The 19,058-nt window shown below is 68.4% G+C and carries 19 protein-coding genes; 6 read left to right on the top strand and 13 right to left on the bottom strand.

The features are described from left to right. Positions 1-44: 44 nt before the first annotated feature. The 4 genes from ACG02S_RS13270 (at position 45) to rpoH (ending at position 7,377) form a co-directional block, all read left to right on the top strand. On the top strand, positions 45-2,612 hold the full coding sequence (locus ACG02S_RS13270) for an ABC transporter permease (protein ID WP_394470933.1): 2,568 nt from the start codon (positions 45-47) through the stop codon (positions 2,610-2,612). Next, positions 2,609-5,767, top strand: coding sequence for a PAS domain S-box protein (locus ACG02S_RS13265; protein ID WP_394470932.1), 3,159 nt, complete (start codon positions 2,609-2,611; stop codon positions 5,765-5,767). The genes ACG02S_RS13270 and ACG02S_RS13265 overlap by 4 nt, the downstream gene beginning before the upstream one ends. Before the next feature lie 47 nt (positions 5,768-5,814). Next, positions 5,815-6,315, top strand: a complete 501-nt coding sequence (locus ACG02S_RS13260) for a chemotaxis protein CheW (RefSeq protein WP_394470931.1) — start codon at positions 5,815-5,817, stop codon at positions 6,313-6,315. A gap of 144 nt (positions 6,316-6,459) precedes the next feature. Next, positions 6,460-7,377: an RNA polymerase sigma factor RpoH gene (rpoH, locus tag ACG02S_RS13255; protein WP_394470930.1), complete on the top strand. Its 918-nt coding sequence runs from the start codon at positions 6,460-6,462 to the stop codon at positions 7,375-7,377. Positions 7,378-7,460: 83 nt separating this feature from the next. On the opposite strand, the gene ACG02S_RS13250 is transcribed toward rpoH, so the two are convergent. From ACG02S_RS13250 to ACG02S_RS13225, 6 genes are read right to left on the bottom strand one after another with little or no spacing between them, the layout of a single operon-like run. Continuing rightward, positions 7,461-8,003, bottom strand: coding sequence for an OmpH/Skp family outer membrane protein (locus ACG02S_RS13250; protein WP_394470929.1), 543 nt, complete (start codon positions 8,001-8,003; stop codon positions 7,461-7,463). Continuing rightward, positions 8,000-8,617: an SCO family protein gene (locus ACG02S_RS13245; RefSeq protein ID WP_394470928.1), complete on the bottom strand. Its 618-nt coding sequence runs from the start codon at positions 8,615-8,617 to the stop codon at positions 8,000-8,002. The genes ACG02S_RS13250 and ACG02S_RS13245 overlap by 4 nt, the downstream gene beginning before the upstream one ends. Then, a complete protein-coding gene (cyoE, locus tag ACG02S_RS13240; RefSeq protein ID WP_394470927.1) occupies positions 8,614-9,519 on the bottom strand; it encodes a heme o synthase in 906 nt (301 codons plus the stop codon). Before cyoE ends, ACG02S_RS13245 begins: the two co-directional genes overlap by 4 nt. A gap of 5 nt (positions 9,520-9,524) precedes the next feature. Continuing rightward, positions 9,525-10,610, bottom strand: a complete 1,086-nt coding sequence (locus tag ACG02S_RS13235; RefSeq protein ID WP_394470926.1) for a COX15/CtaA family protein — start codon at positions 10,608-10,610, stop codon at positions 9,525-9,527. Continuing rightward, on the bottom strand, positions 10,607-11,272 hold the full coding sequence (locus ACG02S_RS13230) for an SCO family protein (RefSeq protein WP_394470925.1): 666 nt from the start codon (positions 11,270-11,272) through the stop codon (positions 10,607-10,609). The genes ACG02S_RS13235 and ACG02S_RS13230 overlap by 4 nt, the downstream gene beginning before the upstream one ends. After that, entirely contained in the window at positions 11,256-11,957 is a 702-nt protein-coding gene (locus ACG02S_RS13225) for an SURF1 family protein (RefSeq protein WP_394470924.1), read from the bottom strand. Before ACG02S_RS13225 ends, ACG02S_RS13230 begins: the two co-directional genes overlap by 17 nt. 108 nt (positions 11,958-12,065) lie before the next feature. On the opposite strand from ACG02S_RS13225, the gene ACG02S_RS13220 reads away from it, so the two are divergent. Then, positions 12,066-12,284, top strand: coding sequence for a twin transmembrane helix small protein (locus tag ACG02S_RS13220; protein WP_394470923.1), 219 nt, complete (start codon positions 12,066-12,068; stop codon positions 12,282-12,284). Between the two features lie 58 nt (positions 12,285-12,342). Here the strand turns inward: ACG02S_RS13220 and ACG02S_RS13215 are convergent, their stop codons facing one another. The 7 genes from ACG02S_RS13215 to ACG02S_RS13185 form a co-directional block, all read right to left on the bottom strand. After that, positions 12,343-13,227: a cytochrome c oxidase subunit 3 gene (locus ACG02S_RS13215; protein ID WP_394470922.1), complete on the bottom strand. Its 885-nt coding sequence runs from the start codon at positions 13,225-13,227 to the stop codon at positions 12,343-12,345. 37 nt (positions 13,228-13,264) lie between these two features. Beyond that, positions 13,265-13,507: a DUF2970 domain-containing protein gene (locus tag ACG02S_RS13210; RefSeq protein WP_394470921.1), complete on the bottom strand. Its 243-nt coding sequence runs from the start codon at positions 13,505-13,507 to the stop codon at positions 13,265-13,267. Further along, positions 13,504-14,106: a cytochrome c oxidase assembly protein gene (locus ACG02S_RS13205; protein WP_394470920.1), complete on the bottom strand. Its 603-nt coding sequence runs from the start codon at positions 14,104-14,106 to the stop codon at positions 13,504-13,506. Before ACG02S_RS13205 ends, ACG02S_RS13210 begins: the two co-directional genes overlap by 4 nt. 83 nt (positions 14,107-14,189) lie before the next feature. Continuing rightward, positions 14,190-14,300 carry a cytochrome oxidase small assembly protein gene (locus ACG02S_RS13200; RefSeq protein WP_394470919.1) on the bottom strand — a complete coding sequence of 37 codons (111 nt, stop codon included), beginning with the start codon at positions 14,298-14,300 and terminating at the stop codon, positions 14,190-14,192. A gap of 5 nt (positions 14,301-14,305) precedes the next feature. Further along, on the bottom strand, positions 14,306-15,955 hold the full coding sequence (ctaD, locus tag ACG02S_RS13195) for a cytochrome c oxidase subunit I (protein WP_394470918.1): 1,650 nt from the start codon (positions 15,953-15,955) through the stop codon (positions 14,306-14,308). Between the two features lie 28 nt (positions 15,956-15,983). After that, entirely contained in the window at positions 15,984-17,168 is a 1,185-nt protein-coding gene (gene coxB, locus ACG02S_RS13190; protein ID WP_394470917.1) for a cytochrome c oxidase subunit II, read from the bottom strand. Between the two features lie 174 nt (positions 17,169-17,342). Further along, on the bottom strand, positions 17,343-18,266 hold the full coding sequence (locus ACG02S_RS13185; RefSeq protein ID WP_394470916.1) for a class I SAM-dependent methyltransferase: 924 nt from the start codon (positions 18,264-18,266) through the stop codon (positions 17,343-17,345). 23 nt (positions 18,267-18,289) lie between these two features. Between ACG02S_RS13185 and ACG02S_RS13180 the strand changes: the two genes are divergently transcribed. Beyond that, positions 18,290-19,045: a ComF family protein gene (locus ACG02S_RS13180; RefSeq protein ID WP_394470915.1), complete on the top strand. Its 756-nt coding sequence runs from the start codon at positions 18,290-18,292 to the stop codon at positions 19,043-19,045. Positions 19,046-19,058 lie beyond the last annotated feature (13 nt).

Raw genomic sequence — 19,058 nt, 5'->3', positions numbered from 1 at the left:
TGCGACGTCGCGCTGCGCCTGCCCGCACGGCTAAAGTCGCGCGCATGACGTCCTCTGCTGCAGCCCCCCAACGTCCACCCGCCACACTGGCTGTCGCCTGGCGACAACTGCTGCGGGACTGGCGGGCCGGCGAGCTGCGGTTGCTGATGCTCGCCGTCGCATTGGCCGTCGCGGCGCTGTGCGCGGTGGCATTCCTGTCGGACCGGCTGGACCAGGGCCTGCGCCGCGACGCCGCCCAGTTGCTGGGAGGCGACGCGGTCGTCGCGAGCGACCAGCCGACGCCCCAGGCCATCGTCGACCTGGCCGCGCAGTACGGCCTGACCGTGGTGCGCAGCGCGAGCTTTCCGAGCATGGCGCGCGCCGACGACGCGCATGGCGGCGAGAGCCGGCTGGTGGCGGTCAAGGCGGTCGGCGAGGGCTACCCGCTACGCGGCAAGATCACGCTACGCGACGCACTGCCTGGCCGCACCGGCGCGCCCGCGCAGGGCGAAGTCTGGGCCGATCCGGCGGTTGCCGATGCACTGGGCCTCAAGCTTGGCGACCCGCTGCTGCTGGGCGACGCGACGCTGCGCCTGACCGCGCTGATCCAGAACGAGCCGGACCGCGGCGGCGGCTTCATCAACTTCGCGCCGCGTGTGATGTTGACCGAGGTCGACCTCGAAGCCACCCACCTGGTACAGCCGGCCAGCCGCCTGACCTACCGGCTGGCCGTCGTGCCGGGGCCGGGCGCATCGGCCGACGCGGTGCGGCGCTTCGTGACGGCCGCGGAGCAGCTCGTCGAGAAGGACAAGCTTCGGGGCGTGCGGCTGGAGTCGCTGGAGGCCGGGCGGCCCGAGATGCGCCAGACGCTGGACCGCGCCGCGCGCTTCCTGCGGCTGGTCGCCATGCTGTCGGCACTGCTGGCCGCGGTGGCCGTGGCGCTGGCGGCGCGCGATTTCGCCGCGCGGCACCTGGACGCCTGCGCGATGCTGCGCGTGCTGGGCCAACCGCAGCGCCGCATCGCCTGGGCGTACGGGCTGGAGTTCCTGCTGGCGGGGCTGGGCGCCAGCCTGGTGGGCGTGCTGGGCGGCCTGGCGCTGCATCAGGTGTTCGTGTCGCTGCTGGCGGGCTTGATCAACGTCGCGCTGCCGGCGCCCAGCATGTGGCCGGCGCTGCTGGGGCTGGGCTTGGGCCTGTCGCTGCTGCTGGGCTTCGGGCTGCCGCCGGTGCTGCAGCTGTCGGCCGTGCCGCCGCTGCGCGTGATCCGCCGCGACCTGGGCGCGCCCAAGGCGGGCTCGCTGCTGGTGCTGGGCGCGGGCGTGGCAGGCCTGGCCGCCATCCTGGTGGTGCTGGCCGGCGACCTGACGCTGGGCGCCATCGCCGCCGTCGGTTTCGCGGGCGCCGTGCTGCTGTTCGCGGGCCTGGCCTGGGTGGCCGTCAAGCTGCTGCGCCGCATCGTGCCCACCAACGTCAGCGGCGCGGGTGTGCCGCGCTGGCTGCTGCTGGCCACGCGCCAGGTCGCGGCGCGGCCGGGCTTCGCGGTGATGCAGGTCTCGTCGCTCGCCGTGGGGCTGCTGGCGTTGGTGCTGCTGGTGCTGCTGCGCACCGACCTGATCGCCAGTTGGCGCCAGGCGACGCCCGCGTCGGCGCCCGACCGCTTTGTCATCAACATCCAGCCCGACCAGGGCGACTCCTTCCGCCAGACGCTGGACGCCGCTGGCGTGAAGGGTTATGACTGGTACCCGATGATCCGTGGTCGCCTGACCGCCATCAACGGTGAGGCGGTGCAGGGCAAGCGCTTCAGCGAGGACCGCGCCCAGCGGCTGGCCGAGCGCGAGTTCAACCTTAGCCACACCCGCGACATGCCCGTGCACAACGAGCTGGTGGGCGGCCGCTGGGGTTCGGCGCTCGCCGGTGAGACCGGTCTCAGCGTCGAGGACGGCCTCGCGAAGACGCTGGGCCTGAAGCTTGGAGACACGATGGCCTTCGACATTGCCGGCCAGGCGGTGGTGGGCCGCGTCACCAGCCTGCGCAAGGTGGACTGGTCGTCGATGCGGGTCAACTTCTTCGTGCTGTTCGAGAAGGCCGAGCTGCCCGAGCTGCCGGCCACGCAGATCGCCGCCTACCGCATGCCCGCCGGAGCCAGCCTGGACCGCGAGCTGGCGCGGCGGTTCCCCAACCTGACCGTCATCGACGTGTCGGCCCAGCTGAACCAGGTGCAGGGCGTGCTGAACCAGGTCATCCAGGCGGTGCAGTTCCTGTTCGGCTTCACGCTGGCGACTGGGCTGGTGGTGCTGATCGCCGCGGTCAGCAGCACGCGCGAGGCGCGCACCCGCGAGTTCGGGCTGATGCGTGCCTTGGGCGCCCCCTCGTCGCTGCTGGCGCAGGTGCAGCGTGCCGAGCTGCTGGGCGTGGGCGCGCTGGCCGGCTTCCTGGCGGGCGGTGTGGCGCTGGTGCTGGCGGCGCTGCTGTCGCGCTACGTGTTCGAGTTCGAATGGCAGGTCAAGCCCTGGGTGCCGTTCGCCAGCGCCGCCTGCGGCGCGCTGCTGGCCTGGAGCGCCGGCTGGTGGAGCCTGCGCGGCGTGCTGCAGCGCCCGGTGGTGCAGACCCTGCGGGAGGCGCAGGCGGAATGACGACGCCGCGCGGGATCGGCGCCCGCAACCTTGGCCGCTATGTCGCGCTGTCGGCCGGCATCACGGTCATCTACTACCTGCTGGCCCGGCTGGGCCTGCTGATGGTGCTGCCGCCCTACGAGGTGGCGCCCATCTACCCCGCGGCCGGCTGGGGCCTGGCGGTGCTGCTGGTGGGCGGCCCGCGCTACCTGCCGGCCGTGGCACTCGGCTCGTTTGTCGTGCAGGCCACCATGCTCAGCCAGATGCGCGCCGACGTGCTGCCGCTGGCTCTCGGCATCGGCTGCGGCGCGGCGGCGCAGGCGGCGGTCGGCATGTGGCTGATGCGGCGCTGGTGCGGCCGGCCGCTGGTGCTGGCCTCTCCGCGCGAGGTGCTGGCCTACCTGGCCGCCGCGGTGCTCGCAGGCTGCATCAGCCCCAGCTGCGCCACGCTGCTGCTGCGGGCGGCCGACGTCATCGCGACGGCACAGATGGACCTGGTGTGGATCGTCTGGTGGACCGGCGACCTGATGGGCGTGCTGATCGCCACACCCATCACGCTGGCACTGATCGGGCGTCCCCGCTCGGCCTGGGCGACCCGGCGCTTCAGCGTGGGCCTGCCCATGCTGCTGACGACGCTGCTGGTGGGCGTGGGCGTGGCGGCGACGCTGGAATGGGACCGCCAGCGCAACCGCGCCGACTTCACGCGCGACGCCACCAGCGCCGCGCAGGCGCTGGCAGGCCGGCTGCGCGAACCGCTGCTGGCGCTGGAAGGCGCGCACGGCCTGGTGAAGGTCAAGCCCCAGCCCACCCGCGACGAGTGGCAGCGCGCGACGCAGGGGTTCCTGACCGGGGACAGCCCGCTGCTGGCGCTGGGCATGGCACGGCGGGTCGCCCGCGACGACCTGGCCCGCTTTGACGCCGAGGCGCTGGCCGACGGCCTGCCGGCCTACCAGGCACGCGACCGCACCCGTGCGGGCGACATCCGTCCGCTGCCCGACGAGGACATGCTGGCGATACGCCTCATCGAACCGCTGTCGCGCAACGCGGCGGCGCTGGGCATCAACGTGCGCACCGTGCCTGGCGCGCGCGACGCGGTGGAGCGCGCAATGACTGAGGGCCGTGCCAGCGCGTCGGCCGGCTTCCAGCTCTCGCAGGACAAGGAAGGCGCGATCGGCGTGGTCATCTACCAGCCCGTGCGCGCCGGGACCGCCCCGGCCGACCGCGTCGTGTTCGCCACGCTGCGACCCGACCTGCTGCTGTCGCGCCTGGCCGTTCAATGGCCCGACCACCTGGGCGCCTGCCTGGTGGACCTGGACCCGCAGGCCCAGCACAAGCGCCTGGCCGGCCGACTCGGCTGCGAGGCCGTGCAACGCGCCGACGGCGCGGCGTGGCCGCTGGTGGCGATGCCGCTGAACTTCGGCGGTCGTCACTGGGAGGTGCGCGTCTATGACCTGCCCGGCATGCTGCCGCCCGCCGGCCGCAGCTGGGCGTTCGCGCTGGTGGGGCTGCTGTCCACGGCCATGGTGGGTGCGCTGCTGCTGCTGATGTCGGGGCGCACGCAGCATGTCGAGGCGCTGGTGCGCGAGCGCACGGCGGCGCTGGAGCGGGAGATCACCAGCCGTGCCGAGGGCGAGCAGGCGCTGCGCCAGAGCGAGCAGCGGTTTCGCAGCATCTTCGAGACCGCGCCCATCGGCATCGCCTTCACCGACCTCAGCGGGGGCTTCCAGGAGGTCAACACGCACTTCTGCAATCTCGTGGGCTACCCCGCGGAGCGGCTGATCGGGCGCCGCGCTGTCGATGTGACCCACCCCGAGGACCGCCGCGAGGACATCCGCCTGGCGCGCCGGCTCATGCGCGGCGAGATCCCGTTCTACCGCCGCCTGAAGCGCTATGTGCGCCCGGACGGCAGCAACTCGCATGCGCGCGTGCTGGTCAGCCTGCTGCGCAACACCCAGGGCCGGCCGTACCGGCTCGTCGGCGTCGTCGAGGACATCAACGACCAGCTGCGCATAGAGCAGCTGGACCGCGCCCGCGAGGCCGCCGAGGCTGCGAACCACGCCAAGAACGAGTTCCTGTCGCGCATGAGCCATGAGCTGCGCACGCCGCTGAACGCCATCCTTGGGTTCACGCAGCTGATGCAGATGGACGCCGCCGAGCCGCTGCAGGCGGGCCAGCGGGCCCGGACCAAGCAGATCACGCAGGCCGGCTGGCATCTGCTGGAGATGATCAACGACATCCTGGACCTGTCGCGCATCGAGGCGGGTTCGCTGCGCCTGGAGCGAGCCTCGCTGGAGCTGCCACCGCTGCTGGACCGCGCGCTGTCGCTGGTGCAGCACAGTGCGAACGAACGCAGCGTGTCCATCACCCAGCGGCTGGATGAAAAGGCGCTGCGGGTGCTGGGCGACGCCACGCGCGTCACGCAGATCCTGACCAACCTGCTCAGCAACGCCATCAAGTACAACCGCACCGGCGGCAGCGTCGACGTCGCCAGCCACAGCCCGCAGCCCGGCTGGATTGAAGTGACCGTCAGCGACACCGGCCTGGGCCTGAGTGATGAGCAGCGCGCAGCGCTGTTCCAGCCCTTCAACCGGCTGGGGCGAGAGCACAGCGGCGTGGCCGGTACCGGCATCGGTCTGGTCATCAGCCAGCGCCTCGCCGACATGATGGGCGGCAGCCTGCGAGCGGAGTCCATAGAGGGTCCCGGCGCGCGCTTCGTGCTGCGGCTGCCGGCCGCAGGGCCCCTCCCCGCCGAGGTGCCGGACTCGATGCCCGGCGACCTGGACATGCCGCGCGCCAGTCCGCACCGCCGCGTGCTCTACGTCGAGGACAACCCGCTGAACGCGGAGGTCATGCGCGGCATCCTCGACCAGCGCCCCGGGCTGGAGCTGGAGATCGCGACGACGGCGGCAGCCGGCATGCGCGCCCTCAGCGAGCGGCCGCCCGCACTGCTGTTGCTGGACTGGCAGCTCCCTGACGGCGACGGCCTCACGCTGCTGAGTCACCTGCGCGGATTGGGCGGCACGCTGCCGCCCGTCATCGTGGTGTCCGCCAACGCCCAGCCCGAACAGATCGCGCTGGCCCGCACGGCCGGTGCCCCGCACTACCTGACCAAGCCGCTGGACGTGCGCGAACTGCTGACGCTGGTTGACGAATTGTTGGCACCGGCCGCCGGCTGAGAGCGGGCAAAATGACGGCTTCCTCCGTCTCTTCCGTGCAGCCCCCGATGAGCTCCACCGATCTCGTTCCCACCAGCAGCGCCCAGGCCATCCAGACCGTCTCCCGCACCGACGACCGGCAGTTCCTGACCTTCCGCATCGGCGAGGAGGAATACGGCCTGGACATCCTGCGCGTCCAGGAAATCCGCTCCTACGAAGCTCCCACCCGCGTCGCCAACGCACCGGCCTTCGTCAAGGGCGTCGTCAACCTGCGCGGCGTCATCGTTCCCATCCTGGACCTGCGCATCCGCCTGGGCCAGTCGGGCGAGTACAACGCCTTTACGGTCGTCATCGTCCTGAATGTGGAAGGCCGCGTGGTCGGCATCGTCGTGGACTCGGTGTCCGACGTGCTGGCGCTCAGCGCCGAGGAGATCAAGCCGCGCCCCGAGGTACCCGCCGCCATCGACGCGCGCTTCATCACCGGCCTGGGCAAGCTGGGCGACCGCATGCTGATCCTGCTGGACATCGAGGCCATGATCAAAAGCCCAGACTTTGGGCTGGTCGACTGAGCAAGTTGGCGGACGCTCACTGTTTCATGCGCGTCAATACTGCATTCCGGCAGAAGTCCCATCCAACTTAGCACTCCCGAACTCGGAGTGCTAATATCACTTCACCGCTGCACTTCACGTGGCGGCTTTGAAGGATTCGACAAGATGTCTGCTTCTTCTGCCCTTGCAGTTCGCGATCCCTGGGCGCTGGTGCCGTCGCTGGGCAACCTGGACGCCTACATCACCGCCATCAACCGCCTGCCGCTGCTGACCGCGGAGGAGGAAAGCTCCGCCGCCCGCAAGCTGCGCGAAAGCGGTGACCTGGAAGCCGCCGGCCGGCTGGTGCTGTCGCACCTGCGCCTGGTGGTGTCCATCTCCCGCCAGTACGTCGGTTACGGGCTGCCTCAGGGCGACCTGATCCAGGAAGGCAACGTGGGCCTGATGAAGGCCGTCAAGCGCTTCGACCCCGACCAGGGCGTGCGCCTGGTCAGCTACGCGATGCACTGGATCAAGGCCGAGATCCACGAGTACATCCTGAAGAACTGGCGCATGGTCAAGGTCGCGACGACCAAGGCCCAGCGCAAGCTGTTCTTCAACCTGCGCTCGATGAAGCATCAGATGAAGGCCGATCAGGCCGACGGCCAGACACACCGCAACACGCTCAGCGAGGCCGAACTGGCGCATGTGGCCAGCACGCTGAACGTGAAGCGCGAGGAAGTGGTGGAGATGGAGACGCGCCTGTCGGGCGGCGACGTGGCACTGGAGCCGCAGACCGACGACGACGGCGAGAGCTTCGCGCCCATCGCCTACCTGGCGGACGACAGCCACGAGCCGACACGCGTCATCGAGGCCCGCTCGCGCGACGCGCTGGCCGGCGACGGCATCCAGCGTGCGCTGGAGGTGCTGGACTCGCGCAGCCGCCGCATCGTCGAGGAACGCTGGCTGAAGGTGAACGACGACACCTCGGGCGGCATGACGCTGCACGAACTCGCAGCCGAGTACGGCGTGTCGGCCGAGCGCATCCGCCAGATCGAGGTCGCCGCGATGAAGAAAATGAAGAAGGCGTTGACCGAAGCGGCCTGATCGCGCTCCCCGCCCCCTCGCAAAAAAGGCCTCTCACGAGGCCTTTTTCATTGGTGGCCCCGTTGACGGGGCGACCAACGCGACTACCGCTGCGCACTCATCGCGTCGAGCACTTTCTTCGTGACGTCAACCGCCTGACTGTGGAACCGGACGCCGTCCTGCAGGATCAGGTCGTACTTCTCCGCGTCGAAGACCTGCTTCACGGCCTTGTCGAACTTGTCCTTCACCACCCGCTGCTCCTCCTGCTGGCGTCGTTCGGCGTCTTCCTGGAATTCGCGGCCCTTGCGTTCCAGTTCACGCCTCTGGTTGGCGAGTTCACGGACGCGCCGGCTGCGTTCGGTCTCGGACAGCGCGGGCGCGTCCTTATCCAGCTTTTCGGTGTCCTGACGCAGCGTCGCTTCCAGGCGCACCAGTTCGCGGCTGCGGTTGCCAAACTCGCTTTCCAGCCGCACACCGGCGGCCTTGGACGGCGCGGACTCCTGCAACACCAGCTGGATGTCAACAAACCCGACCTTCAGTGGCTGCGCCGACGCACAGGTCATGAAGGCCTGGATGCCGACGGCCGCGATGGCGATGACTGCTTTTTTCATGTGCCCTGCCCGATGAAGAACCGCCGCCACCGTCACGGTGCCTTGTTGGCTTGCGCGAGCAGCAGCTTGATGTCATGCGCCAGCGGCTCAACGCCGGCCCCGTAGCGCGAATAGACACGCACACGGCCTTCGGTGTCAAAGACGAAGCTGGCAGCCGTGTGATCGATCGTGTAGCTCTCGGGCGTCTTGCCCGGCACCTTTGCAAAGAAGACCTTGAACTCCTTGGCCACGGCCTGGGTCTGCTCGACGCTGCCACGCAGGCCCACGAAGCTGGGGTCGAAGCTGTCGAGGTAGGCCTTCAGCAGCGGGGCCGTGTCGCGCTCGGGGTCCACCGTGACGAAGATGCCCTGCACCTTGTCGCCATCGGCGCCCAGCGAACGCTTCACCTCGGCGACCTCGGCCATGGTCGTCGGGCACACGTCGGGACATTGCGTGAAGCCGAAGAACACCACCAGCACCTTGCCCTTGAAGTCGGCCAGTGAACGGGCACGGCCGTCCTGGTCGGTGAGGTTCAGCTGCCTGGCGTACTCCGCGCCGGTCAGGTCGATGCCCTTGAAGGCCTGCTTGTCAGGCCCCGCCTTCTGGCAGCCGGCAAGGGTCAGCGCGGCCAGCGCAGTCAGCGCTGCTATGGCGAAACGGCGTGTGCTCATGGGAGGTAATGATCGATCAACAAGGCCGCGAACAGCAGCGACAGGTGCCAGATGGAGAACCAGAAGGTCCGCCGCGCCAGCACCTCGGAATACGAGCGCCACAGCCGGAAGGCGTAGCCGCAGAAGCCCAGGCCCAGCGCGATGGCGCTGACCAGGTAGAACCAGCCGCTCATGCCGGTGAGGAACGGCAGCAGCGTGGCGGCCAACAGAACCCAGGTGTAGAGGAAGATCTGCAGCCGCGTGTAGTCATTGCCATGCGTGACGGGCAGCATGGGCAGACCGGCGCGCGCGTAGTCCTCGGCGCGGTACAGCGCCAGCGCCCAGAAGTGAGGAGGCGTCCACAGGAAGATGATCAGGCACATCAGCCAGGGCTCGGGGCCCAGCTCGCCGCGCAGCGCCGCCCAGCCCAGCACCGGCGGCATCGCGCCCGACGCGCCGCCGATGACGATGTTCTGGGGCGTCATCGGCTTCAGGATGACCGTGTAGATGACGGCGTAGCCCACAAAGGTGGCGAAGGTCAGCCACATGGTCAGCAAGTTGACGTAGAAGCCCAGCAGCGCCATGCCGGCCCCGCACAGCAGTGCCGAGAACGCCAGCGTCTGCGGGCGGCTCAGCTCGCCCTTAGCGGTGGCGCGCCAGGCGGTGCGCTTCATGCGTGCGTCGATGCCGTCCTCGATGAGGCAGTTGAACGCCGCTGCAGCGCCAGCCACCAGCCAGATGCCGGCGATGGCCGCCAGCATGGTCAGCGCCTGTTCGCCGCTCGGCAGGCCCGGCACGGCCAGCGCCATGCCGATGGCGGCGCAGAACACGATGAGCTGGACGACGCGCGGTTTGGTGAGCTGGTAGAACTGCTGCCAGCGCGGGCTGTGCACGAGGGCGCTGGCGGTAGAGGTGGAAGCCATGAGGGTCAGACCGGCGCCTTCAAGCGCGCGAACAAGGTGGTGAGCAGGCCCAGCAGGACGGCGGCGCCGGCGCTGTGCGCCAGGGCCGCGACGATGGGCCAGTCGAGCACGACGTTGGACAGGCCGGAGACGAGCTGCCAGGCGGCGACGCCCCACAGTGCATTCGACCAACGGGGCGCGTGGGAGCGCAAAGCCCAGGCCAGCGCAAGCATCGCACTGAGCACGACGGCAGCGCCGACGCGATGGGCCATGTGGATGGCGGCCAGCGCCTCGAAGCCCAGCCAGCCACCGTCGGCGCGCTGGCCCAGCTCGCGCCACAGCTGAAAGCCCTGCGTGAAGTCCATGTGCGGCCACCACTGGCCACCGTGGCAGGTGGGGAACTCGTCGCAGGCCAGCACCGCGTAGTTCGTGCTGACCCACCCGCCCAGCGCCACCTGCAGCAGCGCCAGTGCCAGCACGGACAGCACGGCCGTGCGCAGGCGCGACGGCGCGGACAGAGGACGCGGCAGGTAGGCTTCGTGCTGCCAGGCCAGCAGCATCAGCAACCCCAGGCCGAACAGCAGGTGCAGCGTGACGATGGCAGGGAACAACTTCATTGTCACCGTCAACGCGCCAAACGCGCCCTGCACGCAGACCCAGAAGAAGGTGAGCGTTGGCAGCCAGGGAGACGGCGCTCGCTCGCCCCCCTGGCGCTTCAGCCGCCAGCTCAGCACGGTCATGACGAGGATGAGTAGTCCCACCGCGCTGGCGAGGTAGCGGTGGATCATCTCCACCCACGCCTTGCCGTGCGTGACCGGGCCGGTGGGCATGGCGGTCTGCGCGGCCTCGATGTGATCGCGTGCGCCCAGTGGGCTGGCCGATGCGTAGCAGCCCGGCCAGTCCGGGCAGCCCAGGCCTGAATCGCTGAGGCGCGTGAAGGCGCCGAATACGATGAGGTCGAAGGTCAGGAACAGCGTCAGCAACGTCAGCGCACGCAACCGGCCTGCCGGCGAGGCGCTGCGCGAGCGCTGGCGCCACCAAAGCAGCGGACCGACGGCCACTGCGCCACCAATGGCAGCGACCTGGCCCAGCGGTACAAGGAGGTCACTCATCGGCCAGCGGGGTCCCAGAACGCACTGCTCTTCAGCAGCCTGACGAGGTCGGCCTTCAGCTTGGTCGGCTCCGGGTCACCCGGCGCGCGCAGCATCCAGCGGCCCATCGGGTCGATGACATAGAAATGGTCAGCCAGCATCTTGCCGGCCGCAGGCTTCAGCCACGCATCGAGACGATCGGCCGGCACCCGCAACACGGTGACTTCGGCGCCCTTCTGGCTGACTGCTGCCACCAGCTCGGGCCGCAGCGGCGCATCGCCCGGCACCAGCCAGAGTTTGTCGACGCGGTCCTTCTCCTTGCCGAGCATCTCGCGCAGCTGGCGCTGCACGAACAGCTGGCGCTCGCAAGCAGCGCTGCACTCCGGCGGCTGAGCGACGGCCAGCATCCACTGCCCGCGCAGCGAGGCGGCGGTGACGGTGCGGCCCTGCAGGTCGGTCAGCGGCAGGTCGGCGGGCATGTCGACCGTGGGCGAGATCAACTCGCCATACGCCGAGCCGCTGGGCTTGACGACATAGAAGGTGAAGTAGGACGCGACGACGGGCGCGGCGCACATGGCCAGCACCACCAGCATCTTCCAGCGGCCGGCTCGTTGCACCGTGGAGGCGCGCGGGTCGGGCAGGCTGTGGACTGCGAAGCTCAGCGGCTCAGGACTTGTGGCCACGGAGTCGGGGGCGGACGAGTTGGAACCAGACATAGAGGACGAGGATCAGCGCGCAGAGCGCGAACCATTGAAAGGCGTAGCCATGGTGCTTGTGCAGGCCGAGATCGGGCGCAGGCCAGTGGCGCTGCAGGCCGTCGCCAGCGCCGGCAGTCTGCACCACGGTCAGCGGCAACAACGGCAGACGCGACTCGACGGCAAAGGCCGTCGGGTCCAGATTCTGCCGGATGACGCCGCCCGCCCCCTCGCCCAGCTCATAAAGCCGGGATGGCGACGCGGCAAGGCGCCCTTCCACTTCGACCTCGCCAGCGGGTGTGGTCAGCGGGGGCAGCTGGCTGCGGTCGGCCTGGTTGCGTGGTGCCCACCCCCGCTGCACGAGGATGGCGTCGCCACGCCCAGCCAGCAGCAGCGGCGTGACAACGTAGAAGCCGGCCCGGCCCTGCATGGGCCGGTTGTCCAGCCAGACGGTGCGCTCGGCCGCCCAGCGGCCACGCAGCAGCACGCGGCGGTGCAGCGCCGCGCCCGTCAGGTCGGCATTGCCGAGCGCGGGCTTGTCCGCCTCGGCCGCGATGGCGGCCTGCAGCGCCAACTTCTGCGCGGCGCGGTCCAGTTGCCACCAACCCAGCCGCGCCGTCAACGCCGCAGCCAGCAGCGCAGCCAACAGCACCAGCCAGCGCCGCGCGTTCACGGGTGCGCCCTTCGCCCTGCGGCCTGCCCCGCCAGGCGGAAGCGAGCGGAATCGGGCAGGCCCAGCTCGGCGCTCATCCGCACCGCCCCGCGCGGATAATCGGTCGACATGAAATTCGTGATCCTGATCGCCTTCGTCGCCATCCTCGGAGCACTGGGCGCGGCCGGCTTCTTCATGCTGCGCAACGGCAATGCGAGCAAGCGCGGCCCCAACATGGCACGGGCGCTGGCGGTGCGCGTGGGCGTTTCGGTGGCACTGTTCCTCATCATCCTGTTCTGTTGGTGGATGGGCTGGATACAACCGACCGGCCTGCCCGTGCAGCGCTGAAGCATTCCATGAAAAAAGCGCCGCGGTTGCGGCGCTTTGCTTTTGCGGCGGTCGTCGCTTACATCCAGTAGACGACGATATACAAGCCCAGCCAGACCACGTCGACGAAATGCCAGTACCAGGCGGCGCCTTCGAAGCCGAAATGGCGCTCGGCCGTGAAGTGGCCTTTGTGCAGGCGCAACGTGATGAACAACAGCATCAGCATGCCGACGAACACGTGGAAGCCATGGAAGCCGGTCAACATGAAGAACGTGGAGCCGAACACGCCGGAGCTGAGCTTGAGGTTCAGGTCACGGTAGGCGTGGGCGTATTCATAACCTTGCACGATCAGGAAGACCACGCCGAGCAGCACCGTCATCCACATGAAGGCGATGGTCCTGGCGCGGTTGCCGGCGATCAGCGCATGGTGGGCGATGGTCAGCGTGACGCCCGAGGTCAGCAGCAGCGCCGTGTTGATGGTAGGCAGCGGCCAGGGACCGATCGTCGAGAACGCCTCGACCGTACCGGCCGGCGCAGCGGTGTAGCCCGCCGCGCTGCTGGGCCAGATGGCCTTGAAGTCAGGCCACAGCAGTGAGTTCTCCAGGCTGCCCAGCGACGGCACCGAGTGGACACGGGCCCAGTACAGCGCGCCGAAGAAGGCGGCGAAGAACATCACCTCCGAGAAGATGAACCAGCCCATGCTCCAGCGGAACGACACGTCGATCCGGTCGCTGTAGAGGCCGCCCTCGCTCTCGCGGATCGCGTCGCCGAACCACTGCTTCAGCACGAAGGCCCACCACAGCAGACCAAAGACCAGTGAATAGGCGCCCCACTGGTGGCCGTTGATCCACTGGCCGGCGCCCAGGATGACGAAGAACAGGCCAATGGCCGCCATGACCGGATGCCGCGAAGGCCCCGGCACGAAGTAGTACGGGGTCTTGCCCGGTGTGGTCGTTGCCGACATGTCGTTCTCCTCGTTTCTTAGCTTCTGGTGCCAGCGTTCAAGCGCCGGCCACGCCGCTGCTGATGACCCAACGGACCAGCAGCAACAACATCAACACGAACACGGCCGCGCCCAGCACGCCCGCGATGATCACGTGTACCGGGTTGAGCCTAGCCATGTCGTTCTCATGGTCCCTGCCCCGGCGCACGCCGAAAAAACTCCAGGCCACGGCCGAGATCGTCTGGCGCAGCGACGCGGGGCGGCGCACGGCTTCCTTCAGATCCTGGCCCGGCTCGGTCACAGCGCCGCTCCCGCACCCTTGGGGGCTGCGCCGACCTTGAATCCGCCCTTGCCGGCCACTTCGAAGAAGGTGTACGACAGGGTGATGGTCTTCACGTCCTTGGGCAGCTTGGGGTCGATGACGAACACGACCGGCCACTGCTTGGTCTCGCCTGGCTGCAACGTGTACTCGTTGAAGCAGAAGCACTCCAGCTTGTTGAAGTGCGCGCTGGCCTGCATGGGCGCGTAGCTCGGGATCGCCTGGGCAGCCATCGTGCGGTCCTGCTTGTTGCGGAACTCGTACATGACCTGGCTCAGCTCACCGGGATGCACCGTCATGTGCCGCACGGCCGGCTTGAAGTCCCAGGGACCGCGCGCGTTGGTGTCGAACTCGACGGTGATCTGTCGGCTGTAGTCGACCTGGCCGTTGCCATCGGCCATCCCCTTCGGCGCTGCAGCGGTCTGGCGCTCGGAAAGCGACAGCACGTTGATGCCCAGTGCCTCGCAGATGTGCTTGTAAAGCGGCACCAGCGCATAGCCGAAGCCCAGCATCAAGACGACGATCACCACCAGCTTCAGCAGCAGCTGGCGGTTGTCGCGGTGCAGCGCGGCGAAGCGCATGTCAGTGCCGCCCGGCCGCCCGAAGGCGTTGACGCGCCCCCACGGAGGGCAGTGAGCAAAGCGAACGTGTGGGCTGCGTCATGTCAATGGCTCAGCAGCACGATCTTGGCAACGAAGCCGACGCCGAAGGTGAGCGCCACCGTCAGCAGGATCAAGCCCAGCCGACGGTTGCTCTTGCGTTGTTCAGGCGTCATCGCGTTCAGTGGCCGTGGACGATCTTCGTCGCCGACGCGTTCAGCTTGGGCGGCTCTTCGAAGGTGTGGAACGGCGCCGGCGACGGCACTTCCCATTCCAGGCCCTCAGCGGCTTCCCACGGCTTCTGCGGTGCGGGTGCACCCTTGCCACGCATCATCGGCACGACGATGAACAGGAAGAAGTAGACCTGCATCAGACCGAAGCCGAAGGCACCCACCGTCGCGAGGGCGTTGAAGTCGGTGAACTGCATCGGGTAGTCCGCGTAGCGACGCGGCATGCCGGCCAGACCCAGGAAGTGCATCGGGAAGAAGGTGACGTTGAAGAACACCAGCGAGCCCCAGAAGTGGACCTTGCCGCGGAACTCCGAATACATCACGCCGGTCCACTTCGGGCCCCAGTAGTACACGCCGGCGAAAAGCGCGTACAGCGAGCCGGCCACCAGCACGTAGTGGAAGTGGGCCACGACGTAGTAGGTGTCCTGCAGCTGGATGTCGATGGGCGCCATCGCCAGGATCAGGCCAGTGAAGCCGCCCATCGTGAACACGAAGATGAAGCCGACCGCAAACAGCATGGGCGTCTCGAACGTCATCGAGCCGCGCCACATCGTGGCCAGCCAGTTGAAGATCTTCACGCCCGTGGGCACCGCGATCAGCATGGTCGCGTACATGAAGAACAGCTGGCCGGTCACCGGCATACCGGTAGCAAACATGTGGTGGGCCCACACGATGAACGACAGGATGGCGATGGAGGCCGTCGCGTACACCATCGACGCGTAACCGAACAGGCGCTTGCGCGCGAACGCCGGCACGATCTGGCTGATGATGCCGAAGGCCGGCAAGATCATGATGTAGACCTCGGGGTGACCGAAGAACCAGAAGATGTGCTGGTACATGACCGGATCGCCGCCGCCTGCAGGGTTGAAGAAAGCGGTGCCGAAGTGGCGGTCCGTCAGCGTCATCGTGATGGCGCCAGCGAGCACGGGCATGACGGCGATCAGCAGATAGGCAGTGATCAGCCAGGTCCACGCGAACATCGGCATCTTCATCAGCGTCATGCCAGGGGCGCGCATGTTGAGGATGGTCACGATGATGTTGATCGAGCCCATGATGGACGAGGCGCCCAGGATGTGCATCGCGAAGATGCCGGCGTCCATGGACGGGCCCATCTGCAGCGTCAGCGGCGCGTAGAGCGTCCATCCCGCGGCGGGGGCGCCGCCGGGCATGAAGAAGCTGCCCACCAGCATGATGGCCGCGGGGATCATCAGCCAGAAGCTGAAATTGTTCATCCGCGCGAACGCCATGTCGCTGGCACCGATCTGCAGCGGGATCATCCAGTTCGCGAAGCCCACGAACGCCGGCATGATCGCGCCGAACACCATGATCAGACCGTGCATGGTCGTGAACTGGTTGAACAGCTCGGGATTGAAGAACTGCAGGCCCGGCTGGAACAGCTCGGCACGGATGCACAGGGCCAGGATGCCGCCCACCATCAGCATCGTGAAGCTGAACAGCAGGTACAGCGTGCCGATGTCCTTGTGGTTGGTGGCGAACACCCAGCGGCGCCAGCCGGTGGGTGCGTGGTGATCGTGGTGGTCGTCGTGGGCGTGGCCGTCATGGCCGCCGTGAACGCCGTGGGGGGGGAGCACTGCACTCATGTGATTTCCTCTGCTGCGGCGTTCGTTCTTACTTGCGGGCTGCCAGCACTTCGGCGGGCTGCACGATCTGGTCTGTCTTGTTGGACCAGGCATTTTTTGTATAGGTGGCCACGGCAGCGAGGTCCGTGTCGCTCAGCTGCTTCCACGACGGCATGCCCGGCGGGATGCCGTTGAGCAGCACGGTGATCTGCTTGGCATGATCAGCATCCAGGACGATGGGCGACTTGTCCAGCGCCTTGATCGGGCCGGCCCCCGTGCCGTCGGCCTTGTGGCAGATCGCGCAGTTGGCCGCGTAGACCTTCTCGCCGCGCGCGACCAGCGCCGCCAGCTCCCAGACCTTGGTCGGGTCATCGGCCTTGGCGGCCATCTTCTTCTTCTCGCCCTCCACCCACTTGGTGTAGTCCTCAGCGGACACCACCTTCACGTGAATGGGCATGTAGGCGTGCTCCTTGCCGCACAGCTCGGCGCACTGGCCGTAGAAGTCGCCGATCTTCTCGGCCTTGAACCAGGTGTCGCGCACGAAGCCGGGAATCGCGTCCTGCTTCACGCCGAAGGCCGGCACCATCCAAGCGTGGATGACGTCGTTGGCCGTCGTGATGATGCGGATCTTCTTGTCCACCGGCACCACCAGCGGGTTGTCGACCTTCAGCAGGTAGTTGTCGACCTTCTCGGGCTTGCCGGAATCGGACGCCGCGCGCTGGTCGGCGTCGAGCGTGGCCAGGAAACCAATGCCCTCGCCCTCGCCCTTCAGATAGTCGTAACCCCACTTCCACTGGTAGCCAGTGGCCTTGATGGTCACGTCCGCATTGGTGGTGTCCTTCATCGCGACGACCACCTTGGTGGCCGGCAGCGCCATGCCCACGACGATCAGCAGCGGCACCACGGTCCACGCGATCTCGACCGCCACGCTTTCGTGGAAGTTGGCAGACACCGCGCCCTTGGATTTGCGGTGCTTGAAGATCGAATAGAACATCACGCCGAACACCGCCACAAAGATGACGAGGCAGACGATCAGCATGAAGTTGTGCAACCACATCTGACTGGCTGCGATGCGCGTCACCGGCTCATGCAGGTCCAGCTGATTGACGCCCGGGCCACCTTTGAGGTCGTTCACCGCGAGGGCCGAGCCGGCGGCGAAGGCCGCGGTTGCCGCTGCGGCCCACTTGGCCCAACCGCGATAAGCGGTATGCGCTCGTGCGTTCATCATCGTCATGGTTGTCACTTGGTTCTTTGAAGAGCGGGCTTTGGCATCACGAGGATGGCGAGAAAACATCCGCAACATCCGTCGCAATCCGCTGGTGAGCCAGGTTTTGTCACTGACCCTGCTAGCGGCGCGGGATTTTAGCCCAGGCATCAGGCGTCCCTCCCCCAGCGAAAGCCCGCGCTTTCACCCGGTTGACCGTGGTTTGCGCAGGGTTTGCCGCATTGCGTCCAGCGACACATGGGTTTCCGCCGCCACCGACAGCCGCGGCGCGGACTTCACGGCATGGCCGAAAACCAGCTCCAGCGTCAATGCCAGCCGGCCATCCGTGCCGCGCAGCGACTCCAATTCCCGCACCAGCGCGGCACGCCAGGCGCGGCCGCGAAGCCCGGCGAACCGCGTCGGCGCGAGGTTGCCGCCCAGCGCACGCAGGTCAGCCAACAGGCTTTCCGCGTCACGCCAGGTCAGTCGCACGCGCTCCTGATCCATCACCGGGTCGGTGAATCCGGCGCGCAGCACCAAGTCACCCACATCGTGCATGTCCCACCAATCCGGCGCCGGCCGGCCCCAGCCGGCACGCGCATAGAGCGGGCGCAACTCGACGAAGCTGTCCGGCCCGAGGCAGGAGAACATGATGAAGCCGCCCACCGCCAGGCTGTCCTGCCACCGGGCCAGCACGTCGGGCAGGTCGGCACTGGCGTGCAAGTCCATGTTGGACCACAGCAACTCCACCTCGGGCCGGGCGGGCAGCGCATCGACCCGGCGGCCTCCCGCTCCTCGCAGCTTCTGCCACCAGCCTGGGGCACGCGCCGCCGCCGCACGCGCCGCCAGTGCGGCATCAGCCTCGTGCCACAGCATCTCGGCCTTGGGGTAGGCCTGCCGCAGCAATTCGGCGCTGGCGCCGAGCGCCGGCGCGGCATCCAGCACGTGCGCCGGCTGCAGCTTGATGAAAGACAGCCGCTCCGCCATGCGACGAGCGACCTCGACATGCAGCCAGGGTGGCAGCCCGGCACGGGCCAGCCGGCGGACCTGGTGGCGCCGCGCGGCGTCATCAATGTCCTGAGGCCGCGGCCCCTTGTTTGAAGTGGGGGCCGGTGCCGTCTCGCTCATGGGCCGGTCAGTATATTGAGGCGATGCCCGGGCAACGCCTCGCCGCCCCCAAGCCCCCGCTCGTCGAGAAGGTGCTGATGCGCTGCGCCGGCCAGTGCGCGGTGTGCCGGTCCTGGAGCCACGAGACGGTCTGCGGTGGCTGCCTGAGCCTGTACGCCCGCCCCCAGCCGCGCTGCTGGACCTGCGCAGCACGGCTCCCTCTCGAACTGACCGGCAGGCCCCGGCCGCAATGCGGACGGTGCCTGGTGGAGCCGCCACCGCTGGACCGCGCCATCGCCGCGGTGGACTACCGTTTTCCGTGGGACGGCCTGCTGCAGCATTTCAAGTACCACCAGGCGCTGGACCTGCGCGAGAGCCTGCTGGAACGCTTGAACTGCGCACTGACCGCCGCCGAGGTCGACGCGCCAGACTGGCTGCTGCCGGTGCCGCCGTCGCCGGTGCGCCTGCGCGAGCGCGGCTACAACCAGGCGCACGAGCTGGCCCGGGCGCTCGCCCGCCGCCGCGCCCTGCGCTGTGAGCCCGAGCTGCTGCTGCGCGTGCGCCACAACGAGCGGCAGGCCGCACTGAAGCTAGAGGCGCGCGCGGCCAACGTGTGCGGCGTGTTCGCCGTGGAGCCCTTGCGCGCCGCCGGGCTGCGCGGCACCACCGTTGCGCTGCTGGACGACGTGATGACCAGCGGCGCCACGCTATTCGAGCTGGCCCGCGTGCTGCTGCAGGCCGGCGTCATGAGCGTGCAGGCCTGGGTCATCGCGCGCACCCCGGAACCTGGCGACGAGTGACGGCGGCGGATAC

The organism is Pelomonas dachongensis (assembly GCF_043555865.1).
In the GTDB taxonomy this organism is placed as follows: Bacteria; Pseudomonadota; Gammaproteobacteria; order Burkholderiales; family Burkholderiaceae_C; genus Pelomonas; species Pelomonas dachongensis.
This window is presented reverse-complemented; position numbering and strand designations above follow the sequence as displayed.

Coding starts and splice junctions, on each gene's coding strand:
- ACG02S_RS13270 (WP_394470933.1), top strand. CDS start 45: ATGACGTCCTCTGCTGCAGCCCCCCAACGTCCACCCGCCACACTGGCT.
- ACG02S_RS13265 (WP_394470932.1), top strand. CDS start 2,609: ATGACGACGCCGCGCGGGATCGGCGCCCGCAACCTTGGCCGCTATGTC.
- ACG02S_RS13260 (WP_394470931.1), top strand. CDS start 5,815: ATGAGCTCCACCGATCTCGTTCCCACCAGCAGCGCCCAGGCCATCCAG.
- rpoH (WP_394470930.1), top strand. CDS start 6,460: ATGTCTGCTTCTTCTGCCCTTGCAGTTCGCGATCCCTGGGCGCTGGTG.
- ACG02S_RS13245 (WP_394470928.1), bottom strand. CDS start 8,617: ATGAGCACACGCCGTTTCGCCATAGCAGCGCTGACTGCGCTGGCCGCG.
- cyoE (WP_394470927.1), bottom strand. CDS start 9,519: ATGGCTTCCACCTCTACCGCCAGCGCCCTCGTGCACAGCCCGCGCTGG.
- ACG02S_RS13235 (WP_394470926.1), bottom strand. CDS start 10,610: ATGAGTGACCTCCTTGTACCGCTGGGCCAGGTCGCTGCCATTGGTGGC.
- ACG02S_RS13220 (WP_394470923.1), top strand. CDS start 12,066: ATGAAATTCGTGATCCTGATCGCCTTCGTCGCCATCCTCGGAGCACTG.
- ACG02S_RS13215 (WP_394470922.1), bottom strand. CDS start 13,227: ATGTCGGCAACGACCACACCGGGCAAGACCCCGTACTACTTCGTGCCG.
- ACG02S_RS13205 (WP_394470920.1), bottom strand. CDS start 14,106: ATGCGCTTCGCCGCGCTGCACCGCGACAACCGCCAGCTGCTGCTGAAG.
- ACG02S_RS13200 (WP_394470919.1), bottom strand. CDS start 14,300: ATGACGCCTGAACAACGCAAGAGCAACCGTCGGCTGGGCTTGATCCTG.
- ctaD (WP_394470918.1), bottom strand. CDS start 15,955: ATGAGTGCAGTGCTCCCCCCCCACGGCGTTCACGGCGGCCATGACGGC.
- coxB (WP_394470917.1), bottom strand. CDS start 17,168: ATGACGATGATGAACGCACGAGCGCATACCGCTTATCGCGGTTGGGCC.
- ACG02S_RS13185 (WP_394470916.1), bottom strand. CDS start 18,266: ATGAGCGAGACGGCACCGGCCCCCACTTCAAACAAGGGGCCGCGGCCT.
- ACG02S_RS13180 (WP_394470915.1), top strand. CDS start 18,290: ATGCCCGGGCAACGCCTCGCCGCCCCCAAGCCCCCGCTCGTCGAGAAG.